This window comes from Methylobacterium sp. NPDC080182 (genome assembly GCF_050281105.1).
In the GTDB taxonomy this organism is placed as follows: domain Bacteria; phylum Pseudomonadota; class Alphaproteobacteria; order Rhizobiales; family Beijerinckiaceae; genus Methylobacterium.
Genome location: NZ_JBNNWO010000028.1, coordinates 37,762 through 53,080 on the forward strand (window position 1 = coordinate 37,762; position 15,319 = coordinate 53,080).

General features: G+C 67.8%; 9 protein-coding genes, 1 tRNA gene and 1 pseudogene. All 11 read right to left on the reverse strand.

All coding sequences use genetic code 11. The annotated features are described in order from the left end of the window. Nucleotides 1-345: 345 nt before the first annotated feature. The gene (gene rpoC, locus ACQKQD_RS30895) at nt 346-4,557 is read right to left on the reverse strand and encodes a DNA-directed RNA polymerase subunit beta' (protein WP_026605423.1); all 4,212 of its coding nucleotides are present in this window, start codon (nt 4,555-4,557) and stop codon (nt 346-348) included. A gap of 175 nt (nt 4,558-4,732) precedes the next feature. Further along, nucleotides 4,733-8,857, reverse strand: coding sequence for a DNA-directed RNA polymerase subunit beta (gene rpoB / locus ACQKQD_RS30900; RefSeq protein ID WP_100253151.1), 4,125 nt, complete (start codon nt 8,855-8,857; stop codon nt 4,733-4,735). Between the two features lie 245 nt (nt 8,858-9,102). After that, the gene (gene rplL, locus ACQKQD_RS30905; RefSeq protein ID WP_020096227.1) at nt 9,103-9,480 is read right to left on the reverse strand and encodes a 50S ribosomal protein L7/L12; all 378 of its coding nucleotides are present in this window, start codon (nt 9,478-9,480) and stop codon (nt 9,103-9,105) included. Nucleotides 9,481-9,529: 49 nt separating this feature from the next. Continuing rightward, nucleotides 9,530-10,048: a 50S ribosomal protein L10 gene (rplJ, locus tag ACQKQD_RS30910; RefSeq protein WP_026605422.1), complete on the reverse strand. Its 519-nt coding sequence runs from the start codon at nt 10,046-10,048 to the stop codon at nt 9,530-9,532. Between the two features lie 539 nt (nt 10,049-10,587). Then, entirely contained in the window at nt 10,588-12,231 is a 1,644-nt protein-coding gene (locus tag ACQKQD_RS30915; protein ID WP_091927686.1) for a B12-binding domain-containing radical SAM protein, read from the reverse strand. A gap of 264 nt (nt 12,232-12,495) precedes the next feature. Then, complete coding sequence (gene rplA / locus ACQKQD_RS30920) at nt 12,496-13,194, reverse strand: 50S ribosomal protein L1 (protein ID WP_020096224.1); 699 nt, start codon at nt 13,192-13,194, stop codon at nt 12,496-12,498. A gap of 11 nt (nt 13,195-13,205) precedes the next feature. Continuing rightward, nucleotides 13,206-13,655, reverse strand: a complete 450-nt coding sequence (gene rplK, locus ACQKQD_RS30925) for a 50S ribosomal protein L11 (RefSeq protein ID WP_010686899.1) — start codon at nt 13,653-13,655, stop codon at nt 13,206-13,208. Between the two features lie 226 nt (nt 13,656-13,881). After that, nucleotides 13,882-14,415 (reverse strand): transcription termination/antitermination protein NusG, encoded by a 534-nt coding sequence (nusG, locus tag ACQKQD_RS30930; protein WP_012320778.1) that lies wholly within the window; start codon nt 14,413-14,415, stop codon nt 13,882-13,884. Between the two features lie 76 nt (nt 14,416-14,491). Then, entirely contained in the window at nt 14,492-14,788 is a 297-nt protein-coding gene (gene secE, locus ACQKQD_RS30935; RefSeq protein WP_020096222.1) for a preprotein translocase subunit SecE, read from the reverse strand. A gap of 182 nt (nt 14,789-14,970) precedes the next feature. Further along, a tRNA-Trp gene (locus tag ACQKQD_RS30940) sits at nt 14,971-15,047 on the reverse strand. Nucleotides 15,048-15,224: 177 nt separating this feature from the next. Next, nucleotides 15,225-15,319: pseudogene (locus ACQKQD_RS30945) on the reverse strand (EF-Tu/IF-2/RF-3 family GTPase); the annotation flags it as partial.

Here is a 15,319-nt window from a genome sequence, read left to right on the forward strand (position 1 = left end):
CACGCACCCGAACCGGCCCGATCCTCCCCGTTTCCAGGGTGTTTCTGCGGCCGCGCCGAATTTATCGCGCGGTATGGTTGAGCTGCCGTTAAGGCCGGACGGTCGCGCGCGTCTCGATACGGCCTCGGGGTTGCAGTCGACACTGCCCGGCCCGTCATCACGAGCGCAGCGAAGTGACCCAGGGCAGCGGGACGTCTTCCAGCGTGGCGCGACACTGGGTTGCTTCGCTGCGCTCGCAAAGACGGCGTTCGAGTTGGTGAGGGGACACGGCCGGACAAAGGCAGGCCGGAACGAGAAAGGGCGGCCCGAAGGCCGCCCTCTCCCAACTCAGTCCTGCCGACGGCCTCACTCGGCGGCGGCGGGCGGAAGCTCCTCGACCGGCATGGCGCCGCTCTCGGCCTGCTTCTGCTGCAGGATCATCGCGTCGCGGCGGCGGGCGATGGAGCGGATATCCGCCACCATCGAGCCCGTGCCGGCCGGGATCAGCGACCCGACGATGACGTTCTCCTTCAGGCCCTCCAGGGTGTCGACCTTGCCGTTGACCGCCGCCTCGGTGAGGACGCGGGTGGTCTCCTGGAACGAGGCCGCCGAGATGAACGACTTGGTCTGCAGCGACGCCTTGGTGATGCCGAGCAGGACCGGAACGCCCTGGATCGGCTTCTTGCCCTCGGCGAGCAGCTTCTCGTTGAAGTCGGTCAGCTCCGTCCGGTCGATCTGGTCACCCGAGAGGATGTCCGAGTCGCCGCCGTCGGTCACTTCGACCTTCTGCAGCATCTGACGGACGATCACCTCGATGTGCTTGTCGTTGATCGACACGCCCTGCAGCCGGTAGACCTCCTGGATCTCGTTGACGAGGTAGGCCGCGAGTTCCTCCACGCCCTTGATCGCCAGGATGTCGTGCGGGGCCGGGTTTCCGTCGACGATGTAATCGCCGAGCTCGACCACGTCCCCGTCCTGCAGGTGGATGTGCTTGCCCTTCGGGATCAGGTACTCGACCGCCTCCGAGCCGTCATGCGGCGTCAGCGTGAGCCGACGCTTGTTCTTGTAGTCGCGGCCGAACGCGATGGTGCCCGACTTCTCGGCGATGATCGCCGCGTCCTTCGGGCGCCGGGCCTCGAACAGCTCCGCCACCCGCGGCAGACCGCCGGTGATGTCGCGGGTCTTGGCCGAGTCGGTCGAGACGCGGGCGAGAATGTCGCCGGCATTCACCTTCGCGCCGGGATCGAAGCCGATGATGGCGTCGACCGGAAGGAAGTAGCGGGCGTCCGAGCCGCGGGGCAGCTTGAGCGCCTTGCCGTCCCGATCGACCACGACCATCGCGGGCTTGAGGTCGGAGGTCCGGGCCGAGCCGCGCCAGTCGACGACGACGCGCTTGGCGATGCCGGTCGACTCGTCGGTGGTCTCGGTCATGGACTGACCGTCGACCAGGTCCTCGTAGGCCACGATGCCGTCGACCTCGGTGAGGATCGGACGGGTGTAGGGATCCCACTCGGCGATGCGCTGCCCACGCTTGATCTTGTCACCCTCGTCGACTCGGAGCTTGGCGCCGTACTGCAGGCGGTGGACCGCCCGCTCGACCCCGTCCGACCCGACGACCACCACCGCCACGTTGCGGCCGGTGGCGATCAGATCGCCATCGGAGTTCTTGGCGATCGCACGGTTGCGGATCTTGATCGTGCCCTCGAAGCTCGACTCGATGAACGACGAGTCGGCGATCTGGGCCGCACCGCCGATGTGGAAGGTGCGCATCGTGAGCTGCGTGCCCGGCTCGCCGATCGACTGCGCCGCGATGACGCCGACGGCCTCGCCCATGTTGACGGGCGTGCCGCGGGCGAGATCGCGCCCGTAGCAGGTGGCGCAGACGCCGCTCTTGGTCGCGCAGACGAGCACCGAGCGGATCTTCACCTCCTGGATGCCGGCGGCGTTGATCGCCGGAAGGTGCCGCTCCTCGATGGTCTCGCCGGTCTTGACGATCACCGTGCCGTCCGCGGCCACCAGATCCTCGGCCGTGGCGCGGCCCAGGATGCGGGTGGCGAGCGTCGCCACGACCTGGCCGGCATCCACGATGGCGCGCATCTTGATGCCGTTGGTCGTGCCGCAATCGACCTCGCGGATGACGGCGTCCTGGGCCACATCGACGAGGCGGCGGGTCAGGTAGCCGGAATTCGCGGTCTTCAGGGCGGTGTCGGCCAGGCCCTTACGGGCACCGTGCGTGGAGTTGAAGTACTCCAGAACGTCCAGGCCTTCCTTGAAGTTCGAGATGATCGGGGTCTCGATGATCTCGCCCGACGGCTTGGCCATGAGGCCGCGCATCGCCGCGAGCTGCTTCATCTGGGCAGGCGAGCCGCGGGCACCCGAGTGGCTCATCATGTAGATCGAGTTGACCTGCTTGTCGGCCCCGTGCTCGTCCTTCTGGACGGCCGAGATCCGGCCCATCATCTCGGCGGCCAGCTTGTCCGAGCACTTCGCCCAGGCATCCACGACCTTGTTGTACTTCTCACCCTGGGTGATCAGGCCGTCGTTGTACTGCTGCTCGTAATCCTTCACCAGCGCGCGGGTCGTGTCGACGATCGACCACTTGTTCTCCGGCACGACCATGTCGTCCTTGCCGAACGAGATGCCGGCCTTGAACGCGTGGTTGAAGCCGAGCGCCATGATCCGGTCGCAGAAGATCACCGACTCCTTCTGACCGCAGTGGCGGTAGACGGTGTCGATCATCGCCGAGATCTCCTTCTTGGTCATCAGCTTGTTGACGACGTCGAAGGGCACCTTGGCGTGCTTCGGCAGGGCGCCGGAGAGGATCACGCGGCCGGGCGTGGTCTCGTAGGTCTTGGTCAGCGGCTCCCCGTCCGGGCCGATGCCGGTCCAGCGCCACTTGATCTTCGAGTGCAGCGACACGGCCTTGGCGGCGAGAGCGTGCTCCAGCTCGCCCATGTCGCCGTAGACGCCCTGCATCGGGTTCTTGGTGTTGCCCGGCTTGAACTCGCCCGGCGCGCCCTCGGCCACGATCGACAGGTAGTAGAGGCCGAGAACGATGTCCTGCGACGGCACGATGATCGGCTGACCGTTGGCCGGGTGAAGGATGTTGTTGGTCGACATCATCAGGACGCGCGCTTCCAGCTGCGCCTCGAGCGACAGCGGGACGTGCACGGCCATCTGGTCGCCGTCGAAGTCGGCGTTGAACGCGGCGCAGACCAGCGGGTGCAGCTGGATCGCCTTGCCCTCGATCAGCTTCGGCTCGAAGGCCTGGATGCCGAGGCGATGCAGCGTCGGCGCGCGGTTCAGCATCACCGGGTGCTCGCGGATCACCTCATCGAGGATGTCCCAGACCTCCGGCTTCTCCTTCTCGACGAGCTTCTTGGCCTGCTTGACGGTGGCCGAGAAGCCCTTGGCGTCGAGGCGCGCGTAGATGAACGGCTTGAACAGCTCCAGCGCCATCTTCTTGGGCAGGCCGCACTGGTGCAGCTTCAGCTCCGGACCGACCACGATCACCGAGCGGCCCGAGTAGTCGACGCGCTTGCCGAGCAGGTTCTGGCGGAACCGGCCCTGCTTGCCCTTCAGCATGTCGGCGAGCGACTTCAGCGGGCGCTTGTTGGCGCCCGTGATGACGCGGCCGCGGCGGCCGTTGTCGAACAGGGCGTCGACAGCCTCCTGCAGCATCCGCTTCTCGTTGCGGATGATGATGTCGGGCGCGCGCAGCTCGATCAGCCGCTTCAGGCGGTTGTTGCGGTTGATGACGCGGCGGTACAGGTCGTTCAGGTCGGAGGTCGCGAAGCGGCCGCCGTCCAGCGGGACCAGCGGGCGCAGGTCCGGCGGGATCACCGGCACGACCGTGAGGATCATCCATTCCGGCTTGTTGCCGGACATCTGGAAGGCCTCGATGATCTTGAGCCGCTTCAGGAGCTTCTTGGGCTTCAGCTCCGAGGTGGTGACGGCGATCTCCTCGCGCAGATCGTTGGCGATCTTGTCGAGGTCCAGCTCCTGCAGGATGCGCCGGATGGCCTCGGCGCCGATCATAGCGGTGAACGAGTCCTCGCCGTACTCCTCCTGCGCGCGCAGGTACTCCTCCTCCGACAGGAGCTGGCGCTCCTTCAGGGGGGTGAGGCCCGGCTCGATGACGCAGTACGACTCGAAGTACAGGATCCGCTCGAGGTCCTTGAGCGCCATGTCGAGCAGCAGGCCGATGCGCGACGGCAGCGACTTCAGGAACCAGATATGCGCGACGGGGGCGGCCAGCTCGATGTGGCCCATGCGGTCGCGCCGGACACGCGCGAGGGTGACCTCGACGCCGCACTTCTCGCAGATGACGCCCTTGTACTTCATGCGCTTGTACTTGCCGCACAAGCACTCGTAGTCCTTGATCGGCCCGAAGATGCGCGCGCAGAACAGGCCGTCGCGCTCGGGCTTGAAGGTCCGGTAGTTGATGGTCTCGGGCTTCTTGATCTCACCGTACGACCAGGAGAGGATCTTCTCCGGGGACGAGATCGAGATCTTGATCTGATCGAAGCTGACCGGCTGGGCCTGCTGGTTGAAAAGGTTCATGACCTCTTGGTTCATGATCCGCTCCTTGTTGACGCCGGCAGCCCCGCGCCGGGCCACCGCGTCCTGAAAAAGATCCGGCGCCGCGCCCCGCGCGGGCGCTGCTCACCGTCGTCGAACCCCGGAAGGCCCCTCCCCTCCCCGCTCGACCGTGGCGGCGGGAACCGCCGCCACGGGAGGTTTTCTCGCTGGCTTACTCGGCCGCGTCGGCCGGGGGCTCAAGCTGGTCGTTGGCCGCCTTCTTGGAGGACGTCAGCTCGACGTTAAGGCCGAGCGAGCGCATCTCCTTGACGAGCACGTTGAACGACTCGGGGATGCCGGCCTCGAAGGTGTCGTCGCCGCGGACGATCGCCTCGTAGACCTTGGTGCGGCCGGCCACGTCGTCCGACTTCACCGTGAGCATCTCCTGCAGCGTGTAGGCCGCGCCGTAGGCCTCCAGCGCCCAGACCTCCATCTCGCCGAAGCGCTGGCCGCCGAACTGCGCCTTGCCGCCCAGCGGCTGCTGGGTGACGAGCGAGTAGGGGCCGATCGAGCGCGCGTGGATCTTGTCGTCCACGAGATGGTGGAGCTTCAGCATGTAGATGTAGCCCATCGTCACCTTGCGGTCGAAGGGCTCGCCGGTCCGCCCGTCGTAGAGCGTCGACTGCGCCGAGCGGTCGAGACCGGCCATCTCAAGCATCTGCTCGATATCGGCCTCCTTGGCGCCGTTGAAGACCGGCGTGGCCATCGGCACGCCGCGGCGGACGTTGTTGCCGGCCTCGGCCAGCTCCTCGTCCGTCAGGCCGTCGAGCTCGCCCGGGGAGTAGATCGCCTTCATCTCCTCCCGCAGCGGCGCGATGTCCTGCGACTTCAGATAGGCATCCACCGCCTTCGACACCTTGCGACCCAGGCCCGCAGCCGCCCAGCCGAGGTGCGTCTCCAGGATCTGGCCGACGTTCATGCGCGAGGGCACGCCCAGCGGGTTGAGCACGATGTCGGCATGCGTCCCGTCCTCCAGGAACGGCATGTCCTCGATCGGCACGATCCGCGACACGACACCCTTGTTGCCGTGACGGCCGGCCATCTTGTCGCCTGGCTGGATCTTGCGCTTCACCGCCACGAAGACCTTGACCATCTTCATGACGCCGGGGGGCAGCTCGTCACCGCGCTGCAGCTTCTCGACCTTGTCGAGGAAGCGCTGCTCGAGGCGCTTCTTCGACTCGTCGTACTGCTTCTGCATCGCCTCCATCTCGGTCATGAGACGGTCGTCGATGACGGCGAACTGCCACCACTGCGAGCGCGGGTAATCGTTGATCAGCTCGCGCGTGAGCGTGGTGTCCTTGCGGAAGCCCTTCGGGCCGGCCACCGGCGCCTGACCGATCAGCACGTCCGCGAGGCGGGCGTAGGTGTTGCGGTCGAGGATCGCCTGCTCGTCGTCGCGGTCCTTGGCGAGCCGCTCGATCTCCTCGCGCTCGATCGCCTGGGCGCGCTCGTCCTTGTCGACGCCGTGGCGGTTGAACACCCGGACCTCGACGATCGTGCCGGTGACGCCCGGCGGCACCCGCAGCGAGGTGTCGCGCACGTCCGAGGCCTTCTCGCCGAAGATGGCGCGGAGCAGCTTCTCCTCCGGCGTCATCGGACTCTCGCCCTTCGGGGTGATCTTGCCGACGAGGATGTCGCCCGCGTTCACCTCGGCACCGATATAGACGATGCCGGCCTCGTCGAGGTTCTTGAGCGCCTCCTCGGAGACGTTCGGGATGTCGCGGGTGATCTCCTCCGGCCCGAGCTTGGTGTCGCGGGCCATCACCTCGAACTCCTCGATGTGGATCGAGGTGAACACGTCATCCTTCACGATCCGCTCGGAGAGCAGGATCGAGTCCTCGAAGTTGTAGCCGTTCCACGGCATGAACGCGACGAGCACGTTCCGGCCGAGCGCCAGCTCGCCGAACTCGGTCGAGGGACCGTCGGCGATGATCTCGCCCTTCTTCACGAACTCGCCGACGCGGACCAGCGGCTTCTGCGTGATGCAGGTCGACTGGTTGGAGCGCTGGAACTTCTGCAGCCGGTAGATGTCGACGCCCGGCTTGTTGGCGTCGGCCTCCTCGGTGGCGCGGATGACGATACGGGTGGCGTCCACCTGATCGACAATGCCGGCCCGGCGGGCCGCGATGGCGGCGCCGGAATCCCGGGCGACCACCGCCTCCATGCCGGTGCCCACGAACGGGGCGTCGGCGCGGACCAGCGGCACCGCCTGGCGCTGCATGTTCGAGCCCATGAGCGCGCGGTTGGCGTCGTCGTTCTCGAGGAACGGGATCAGCGCCGCGGCCACCGAGACGAGCTGCTTCGGCGACACGTCCATGAGGTCGACGCGCTCAGGACCGACGACGATCACCTCGCCGGCCCGGCGGCAGACCACGAGGTCCTCCGTGAGCTTGCGGTTCTCGTCCATCTGGGCGTTCGCCTGGGCGACGTAGTACTTCGCCTCCTCCATGGCCGAGAGGTAGGCGACCTCGTCGGTGACCACGCCGTCGCGCACGCGCCGGAACGGGGTCTCGATGAAGCCGTACTTGTTCACCCGCGCGAAGGTGGCGAGCGAGTTGATCAGGCCGATGTTCGGGCCTTCCGGCGTCTCGATCGGGCAGATGCGGCCGTAGTGCGTCGGGTGCACGTCGCGCACCTCGAACCCGGCGCGCTCGCGGGTCAGACCGCCCGGGCCCAGCGCGGAGAGGCGGCGCTTGTGCGTCACCTCGGAGAGCGGGTTGGTCTGGTCCATGAACTGCGACAGCTGCGACGAGCCGAAGAACTCGCGCACGGCCGCGGCCGCGGGCTTCGCGTTGATCAGGTCCTGCGGCATGACCGTGTCGATGTCGACCTGGCTCATGCGCTCGCGGATGGCGCGCTCCATGCGCAGGAGGCCCAGGCGGTACTGGTTCTCCATGAGCTCGCCCACCGAGCGGACGCGGCGGTTGCCGAGGTGGTCGATGTCGTCGACCTCGCCCTTGCCGTCGCGCAGCTCCACGAGCGCCTTGACCACCGCCAGCATGTCCTCCTTGCGGAGGGTGCGCACGGTGTCGGCGGCGTCGAGGTCGAGGCGCATGTTCATCTTCACGCGGCCGACCGCCGAGAGGTCGTAGCGCTCGGAGTCGAAGAACAGCGAGTGGAACATCGCCTCGGCGGTCTCGAGGGTCGGCGGCTCGCCCGGGCGCATGACCCGGTAGATGTCGAACAGCGCGCCCTCGCGGTTGGAGTTCTTGTCCACCGCCAGCGTGTTGCGGATGTAGGGGCCGATGTTGACGTGGTCGATGTCGAGCACCGGCAGCTCGGTGATCCCGACCTCCTCCAGGCTCTTCAGGAGCTTGTCGGTGACCTCCTCGCCGGCCTCCGCCCAGATCTCGCCGGTCTGCACGTTGACGAGGTCCTCGGCGACGTACTGGCCGACGAGATCCTCGTCGGTCGCCTTGAGGGACTTGGTACCCTTCTCGGTGATCTGGCGGGCGTTGCGGGCATTCAGCTTCTTGCCGGCCTCGAGCACGACCTCGCCGGAATCGGCGTCGATCAGGTCGACGGTCGCCTTCATGCCCTTCATGCGCTCGGCGTCGAACGGCACGCGCCAGTCGGCGCCGTCCCGGTCGTAGACGACCTTGTTGTAGAAGGTCGACAGGATCTCCTCGCCGTCGAGACCCAGGGCGTAGAGCAGCGACGTCGCCGGCAGCTTGCGCTTCCGGTCGATGCGGACGTGCACGATGTCCTTGGCGTCGAACTCGACGTCGAGCCAGGAGCCCCGGTACGGGATGATGCGGGCGGCGAACAGGAGCTTGCCCGAGGAGTGGGTCTTGCCCTTGTCGTGGTCGAAGAACACGCCCGGCGAGCGGTGCATCTGCGAGACGATGACGCGCTCGGTGCCGTTGACGATGAATGTGCCGTTCTCCGTCATCAGGGGCATGTCGCCCATGTAGACGTCCTGCTCCTTGATGTCCTTGACGGACTTCGCCTGGGTGTCCGGATCGACGTCGAACACGATGAGGCGCAGCGTGACCTTCAGCGGGGCCGCGAAGGTGATGCCGCGCTGGCGGCACTCGTCCACGTCGTATTTCGGGGCCTCGAAGGTGTAGCGCACGAACTCGAGCAGCGCCGTGGAGGCGAAGTCGGAGATCGGGAACACCGACTTGAACACGCTCTGCAGCCCCTCGTCGGCGCGCCCGCCCTCGGGCTCGTCGACCATCAGGAACTGGTCGTAGGACGCCTTCTGAACCTCGATGAGGTTCGGCATCTCGGCAACTTCCTTGATCTTGCCGAAGAACTTCCGAATGCGCTTGCGACCGACCAGCGTGTTGGCCATGTGACCTCGCTCCTACCCGCGTGCCTCGCGCCCGGGGAAGCGTTCCCGAAAGGGACCTCCCGCACCGGGCCGTGACGCGCGCCCCGCCGAGCCGCGCCACCGAACCGAATCTCTTGCCGGTCCCGTTCCAGGACCATCCGCCGAAGCGGCCTAAAGCCCGCGGGCGCTGACCCGCGGGCTCCGGTCACGACAGGCTCGCGCGGAGCCTTCGTGGGGTGATGGGCCGAGACCGGCCCATCGTCGACTTACTTGAGCTCGACCTTGGCGCCGGCCTTCTCGAGCTGGGCCTTGAGCTTCTCGGCCTCGTCCTTGGCGACGCCTTCCTTGATCGGCTTCGGCGCGCCCTCGACCAGGTCCTTGGCCTCCTTGAGGCCGAGGCCGGTGATCGCGCGGACCTCCTTGATGACCTCGATCTTCTTGTCGCCGGCGGAGGCGAGGACGACCGTGAACTCGGTCTGCTCCTCGGCAGCGGCGGCGGCGCCACCGGCGGCCGGGCCGGCGGCCACGGCGACGGCAGCAGCGGCCGAGACGCCCCACTTCTCCTCGAGCATCTTGGCCAGGTCAGCGGCCTCGAGCACGGTCAGCGAGGACAGGTCGTCGACGAGCTTGGCGAGATCAGCCATTTTGAATTCCTCTCAGATATCGGTTTGAACGGATGGATTTTGAAGGGCCTCAGGCGGCCTCGTCCTTGTTGGCATAGGCCCCGAACACGCGGGCGAGCTTCGCCGCCGGCGCGTTGACGACCTGAGCGATCTTGGTCGCGGGCGCCTGCACGAGGCCCACGATCTTGGCGCGCAGTTCGTCGAGGGACGGGAGCGAGGCGAGCGCCTTCACGCCGTCCGGGTTCAGGGCGGTCTTCCCCATCGCGCCGCCGAGGATCACGAGCTTGTCGTTGACCTTGGCGAAATCGACCGCGACCTTCGCGGCAGCGACCGGATCGCCGGAATAGGCGAGCAGGGTCGGGCCCTTCAGGAGCGGCTTGATGGAGGCGACGTCCGTGCCATCGAGTGCGATGCCGGCGAGGCTGTTCTTGGCGACCTTCACGGTGGCGCCGGCCTGCTTCATCTGCGCGCGCAGCTTCTGCATGTCGGCGACCGTGAGGCCCTTGTAGTGGGCCACGACGACGACGGCGCTCTGATTGAACACGCCGTTGAGCGTCGAGACGAGATCAGCTTTAGCTGTCCGGTCCACTGGGCTCTCTCCGGTTGGCGGAACCCGGTCTCGGGTCCGCCGGTTGCACATGCCGCCCGGACGTGGTCTCGGCCTTCAGGAAGACCGGGAACGTCCGAACGACGCTTCGCGGCCCTGTCCCCGCGCGTGCCCCTTCGGGCCGCCTCGGGCGAGTTGGTTCAAACCGACACCCCTCCGCGGCCGGGGCCGAGGCGAGGCGTTTCGAATTCGGTCTTCCCCGTCTGTGCAGGCTGGCGGATTAAGCCGGCGAACCGGCACCTGCAGTCTCGGACAGGACATGGCCGGACAAGGCTCCGCGGGGCTCGTCGCCCCTGGGATCCTTCCGGCCAGTGCCACCCGGTTGCCCGGGCGACATTTCGAGCGGAAACCGGCCGATCGGCCGCTCTCCTTCCGTGAGGATGAAATGCGTGAGGCGCGGTGTATAGAGCCTAGCAAGCCGCCTGCCAAGGGCCGGAGCGCGACTTTTCCGCCGCAGGCAAGGACTTGCGCGGGTACCCTGCCGCTGCTGCATCGCTCGGGGCCCGTCCCGGGATCCCCGGCTAGGCCGCCTCGCGCTCCGGCACCAGCTTGCGCCGCGCGGCCTCCCACCAGCTGCGGTCGCGGGCGGCCTTCGCCTCCGCGGCCTTCGCGGCGTAGAACGAGGCGTTGTGCTCGCCGCGCAGGGCCTCGCGGGTGAAGCGGATCAGGTGGTGGGCCACGAACCCCATGTTGAACACCGCCTCGATCTGCCCGCGCTTCAGCGCGTAGCCGGCCGCGCTCCAGAACGGCCTGCGGTAGTCGGAGAAGATCCCGACGCGGGTGATGATGTTGAAGCCCAGGATGAGGCCGCGGCGCAGGTTGGTGAACGTGAGCTTGCCGGCCGTCGGCGTGGTGATGCGGTTCGGGTAGGTCACCGCGCACTGGTGCTTGAAGCGCTCGAAGATCTTCTCCGGCTCGTAGGCGTGCGCGATCGCCCGGCGCCAGCTGCTCACCACCGAATCGTGGGGGCGCTTGAACAGGACGTTCGACTCGAGGCTGGCGTCGTGGAGGAGCCGGCCCTCGCGCTCCAGCCGGTCCCAGAGCGGGGTCTTGGGCAGGGCCTGGAGCAGGTTGATGGTCAGGACCGGGATCGCCGAGCGGTCGATGAAGTCGATCAGGTTCTGCTCGGATTTGTCGGTGTCCGAATCGAGGCCCAGGATGATGCCGGAGGTCACCTCGAGCCCGTAGGAATTGAGGGTCTCGATCGCCTCGTACATCGGCACGGCGGCGTTGTGGGTCTTGTCGATGCCCTTGAGGGCGTCCGCCTCCGGGGTCTCGATCCCGACGAACACCGTCATGAAGTTGGCCTGCCGCATCAGCTCCAGGATCTCGGGCTGCTTGGCCATGTTCAGCGTCGCCTCGCAGGCGAACTGGAGCGGGTAGTTGTTCCGCTTCTGCCATTCCACGAGGTGCGGCAGCATCTCGCGGGTCGCCTTGCGGTTGCCGATGAAGTTGTCGTCGACGAAGTAGACCACCGCCGGGTGGCCCGGCTGGCTGACGATGGCGTCGAGTTCGGCGCACATCTGCTCCGGGCTCTTCAGGCGCGGCTGGCGGCCGTAGAGCTGCGGGATGTCGCAGAACTCGCAGCGGTAGGGGCAGCCCGAGGAGAATTGCAGGGAGCCGATCAGGTAGCGCTTGAGCGGCGCCGCCTCGTAGGCGGGAGCCGGGAAGTCCGCGAGCGGGAGGCGATCCTTGGTCTCCAGCACCACCTGGGCGGGCGGCGGCGTGAGGTCCGCGTCGAGGCGGGCGACGAGCTGGTCGGTGGCGTCGCCGATCTCGCCGATATGGAGGTAGTCGAAGTCGCCGTACTTCTCAGGCGCGCCCGAGACCGAGGGGCCGCCCAGCACCGTCACCTTCCCGGCCGCGCGGGCGCGGTCGCGGATATCGTGGATCTGCGGCTCCTGGATGTGCATCCCGGAGACGAAGACCGCGTCGGCCCAGGCGAAGTCAGCCGGGCCCGCGCGGCGGATATTCTCATCGATGAACCGGCATTCCCAAGCCTCCGGCATGTAGGCCGCGATCAGCAGCAGCCCCTGCGGCGGCATGAACGCCTTCACCCCGCCCATCAGCGGGTAGGCGTGGGAGAATGTCCCGAAGGACGGCGTGTAGGCGGGAAAGACGCACAGGATGCGTCGCTTGGAGGTGACCGTCAGGGTGCATCGCATGCCGGCCTATCTAGCACAGCCGCGGCCGTTGGCGCCCCCCTCGGCGGTTAAGAATGGCGTGAGGGACGCAGGTTCGGGCCGGCCCATCGCGGCTTGTCTTCCTGTCGCGTCACCGACCGTATTCCGCGCCTGCCTCACGCCCTGGACAGGCCTGCGTCGGAGACAGGTCCGAGACAGGGACGAGCACCGATCCCGCTCCCGCTAACGCAGAGCGCCCGGCCGTTCCCGGCCGGGCGCTCCGCGGCGTCGACGATTCGTCCCGCCTCAGGCGGTCAGGACCGTGTTGGGCTCGACCTTCACGCCCGGGCCCATCGTCGAGGTGACGGCGATGCGCTGGACGTAGGTGCCCTTGGCGCCCGCGGGCTTCGCCTTGGCGACGGCGTCCGCGAAGGCCTTGATGTTCTCGACGAGCTTGTCGGCGTCGAACGAGACCTTGCCGACGCCGGCATGGACGATGCCGGCCTTCTCGACGCGGAACTCGACCGAGCCGCCCTTGGCGCCGGCGACGGCGCCCTTCACGTCCATGGTGACGGTGCCGACCTTCGGGTTCGGCATCAGGCCGCGCGGGCCAAGCACCTTACCGAGACGACCGACCAGCGGCATCATGTCGGGGGTCGCGATGCAGCGATCGAACTCGATCTTGCCGCTCTGCACGATCTCGAGGAGATCCTCGGCGCCGACGATGTCGGCACCCGCGGCCTTGGCGTCGTCCGCCTTGGCGCCGCGGGCGAAGACCGCCACGCGCACCGTCCGGCCGGAGCCGTTCGGCAGGTTGCAGACGCCGCGGACCATCTGGTCGGCGTGGCGGGGATCGACGCCGAGGTTCATCGAGACCTCGACGGTCTCGTCGAACTTCGCGGTCGCCCGCTCCTTGACCAGCTTGATCGCCTCGTCGAGCGCGTAGAGCTTGGTCGCCTCGATGCCCTCGCGGGCGGCGCGGATGCGCTTGCCTTCCTTAGCCATGCTGCCCTCCCTTACGCGACGACTTCGAGGCCCATGGCCCGCGCGGAGCCACGGATCATCGCGACGGCCGACTCGACCGTGTCGCAGTTGAGGTCGGGCATCTTCTTCTCGGCGATCTCACGAAGCTGCGCCTCGGTGATCTTGCCGACGGTCGGGCCCTTGCCCGGGGTCTTGGAGCCGGAGGCCGGCTTCTTGCCGAGCTTCAGGCCGACGGCCTTCTTCAGGAAGAAGGTGACCGGGGGCTGCTTCATCTCGAAGGTGAAGGAGCGGTCCTGATACGCGGTGATGATCACCGGGATCGGGGTGCCCTTCTCCATCTGCGCGGTCTTCGCGTTGAAGGCCTTGCAGAATTCCATGATGTTGAGGCCGCGCTGACCGAGCGCGGGGCCGATCGGCGGCGACGGGTTGGCGGCGCCGGCCGGGACCTGAAGCTTCACGTAGCCCGTGATCTTCTTCGCCATGGGACTGCTCCCAATGAAAATCCGCCCCCGTGCGGCCTGAAGCGCGGCGGGTCGGACGGTTGCAGGTCGCGGTGCGAGCCGTGGATCCCGGAGGCGAAGCCGGGCGGTTCTCCCGCGGATGGTGCCGCGCTCTCAGCGGAACGCGGCGGCTTCGCGGTACCCGCACCCGGTGGGGATGCGGCGACCGGAACGGACGGGCGGCCGGAGGGCCGCCGCGATCGGGGGCTCAGGCCTTCTCGACCTGGGCGTATTCGAGCTCGACCGGCGTGGCGCGGCCGAAGATCGACACGGCCACCTTGAGGCGGGAGCGGGCGTCGTCGATCTCCTCGACGGTGCCGTTGAAGCTGGCGAACGGGCCGTCGGCGACCCGGACGGTCTCGCCGATCTCGAAGGAGATCGAGGGCTTCGGCCGGTCGACGCCCTCGGCGACCTGGCCCTTGATCCGCTCGGCCTCGGCGTCCGGGATCGGCACCGGCTTCGACTTGTCGGCCCCGAGGAAGCCCGTGACCTTCGGGGTGTTCTTGATCAGGTGGTAGACCTCGTCGGTGAGGTCGCACTTCACCAGCACGTAGCCGGGGAAGAACTTGCGCTCGGCGTCGACCTTCCGGCCGCGGCGGACCTCCACGACCTTCTCGGTCGGGACCATCACCTCGTCGAACAGCTCGGTCAGCCCGCGCTGGGCCGCCTGGTCCTTGATGGACTGGGCAACCTTGTTCTCGAAGTTCGAGTAGGCGTGGACGATGTACCAGCGCTTCGACACGGTTCCGTTCAACTCCGACAAGTCCCCGGGGTCACCCCCGATCGGCGGCGAGCCGCCCTCAGACGCCCAGGATTTCTCAGACGCCCAGGATCAGGCCGACCAAGAAGCGCAGGGCCTGATCCACGACCGTGAAGAACAGGCTCGCGGCGACGACCATCACGAACACCATGATGGTCGTGATCGTGGTCTCCCGGCGGGTCGGCCACGTGACCTTGCGGGCCTCGTCGCGCACCTGGGCGAAGAACTCGCCCGGCGTGGCGCGCTTCTGCGGCGCGCGGGCGGGGGTCGCGGGCCGGGCGGGCGGCGGATTCGCGGGACCGCGGGCCGCGCCGCGCACCAGGTCCACCTTCTTGGTCGCTTCGTTCGATGCCATGGCGCCAGTGTCTGTGCGTGTTCGGCCCCGAGGCAGAGACCGCATCCGGGAATGCGAATGTCGGCGCCGAGGACCCGGATGGGCCCGCACCGACGGTCGCTTCAGATCTCGGATTGCGCCCGCTCTAGCGCAACTCCCCCGGCTTGTCGACCGGGCCGCCGCGCGGGATCGGGCTGAATGTCTGGCAGGAGTGGAGGGACTCGAACCCGCAACCTCCGGTTTTGGAGACCGGCGCTCTGACCAGTTGAGCTACACTCCTAGCGCACCGCCCAATGCCCCATCGCGGCGCGGCTTGCAAGGGGTCGCTTGCGGGAAGCGGGCGGGAAGCGGCGCCGACAGGACCCCGCCCGCCCGAAACGACGACGCCGGCCCCCGTCGAGACGGGAGCCGGCGTCGGAGAGGCGGGGCGGCGCGCGGCGCCGCCCCGGATCGATCGTCAGTCGTTGATGGCGGCGACGACGCCGGCGCCGACGGTGCGGCCGCCCTCGCGGATGGCGAAGCGCAGCTTCTCCTCCATGGCCACCGGCACGA

Excerpts from the sequence above, each read along its gene's own strand:
- ACQKQD_RS30915 (WP_091927686.1), bottom strand. The coding sequence starts at position 12,231 with ATGCGATGCACCCTGACGGTCACCTCCAAGCGACGCATCCTGTGCGTC.
- rplA (WP_020096224.1), bottom strand. The coding sequence starts at position 13,194 with ATGGCTAAGGAAGGCAAGCGCATCCGCGCCGCCCGCGAGGGCATCGAG.
- rpoC (WP_026605423.1), bottom strand. The coding sequence starts at position 4,557 with ATGAACCAAGAGGTCATGAACCTTTTCAACCAGCAGGCCCAGCCGGTC.
- secE (WP_020096222.1), bottom strand. The coding sequence starts at position 14,788 with ATGGCATCGAACGAAGCGACCAAGAAGGTGGACCTGGTGCGCGGCGCG.
- rpoB (WP_100253151.1), bottom strand. The coding sequence starts at position 8,857 with ATGGCCAACACGCTGGTCGGTCGCAAGCGCATTCGGAAGTTCTTCGGC.
- rplK (WP_010686899.1), bottom strand. The coding sequence starts at position 13,655 with ATGGCGAAGAAGATCACGGGCTACGTGAAGCTTCAGGTCCCGGCCGGC.
- rplL (WP_020096227.1), bottom strand. The coding sequence starts at position 9,480 with ATGGCTGATCTCGCCAAGCTCGTCGACGACCTGTCCTCGCTGACCGTG.